The sequence below is a fragment of the Rhizobium sp. RHZ01 genome, assembly GCF_014851595.1.
Taxonomy (GTDB): Bacteria; Pseudomonadota; Alphaproteobacteria; order Rhizobiales; family Rhizobiaceae; genus Rhizobium; species Rhizobium altiplani.
This window is the reverse complement of the sequence record NZ_JACUZZ010000140.1, coordinates 1-284: the sequence shown is the minus strand read 5'-3', so window position 1 is coordinate 284 and position 284 is coordinate 1. Positions and strand designations below refer to the sequence as shown.

At 53.9% G+C, this 284-nt stretch carries 1 tRNA gene; it reads left to right on the top strand.

Going from position 1 to position 284, the window contains the following annotated elements:
- Positions 1–17: 17 nt before the first annotated feature.
- Positions 18–93, top strand: a tRNA-Ala gene (locus tag IB248_RS31185).
- Positions 94–284: the final 191 nt, after the last annotated feature.

Sequence of the window (284 nt, the reverse complement as noted above, 5' to 3'; positions counted from 1 at the left end):
CAGGTGTTGCGATGGTTGGGGCTGTAGCTCAGCTGGGAGAGCACCTGCTTTGCAAGCAGGGGGTCAGCGGTTCGATCCCGCTCAGCTCCACCAAATCGCTTTGGTGTCGAGCCGGGATATCCTTCTGGAGAAAAACAAAGTTTGCATCGGCTTCGGCCGGATGCCTGTTCTGCATATATCGTGAAGAGAAGATTGATCTGGAGGCTTCCAGGTGTTTTGCACAATCCCATGGATTGCGCGAGATGTCCGAGCCCAGTTCTGTTGAAACCAAGGATGGCTTAGTC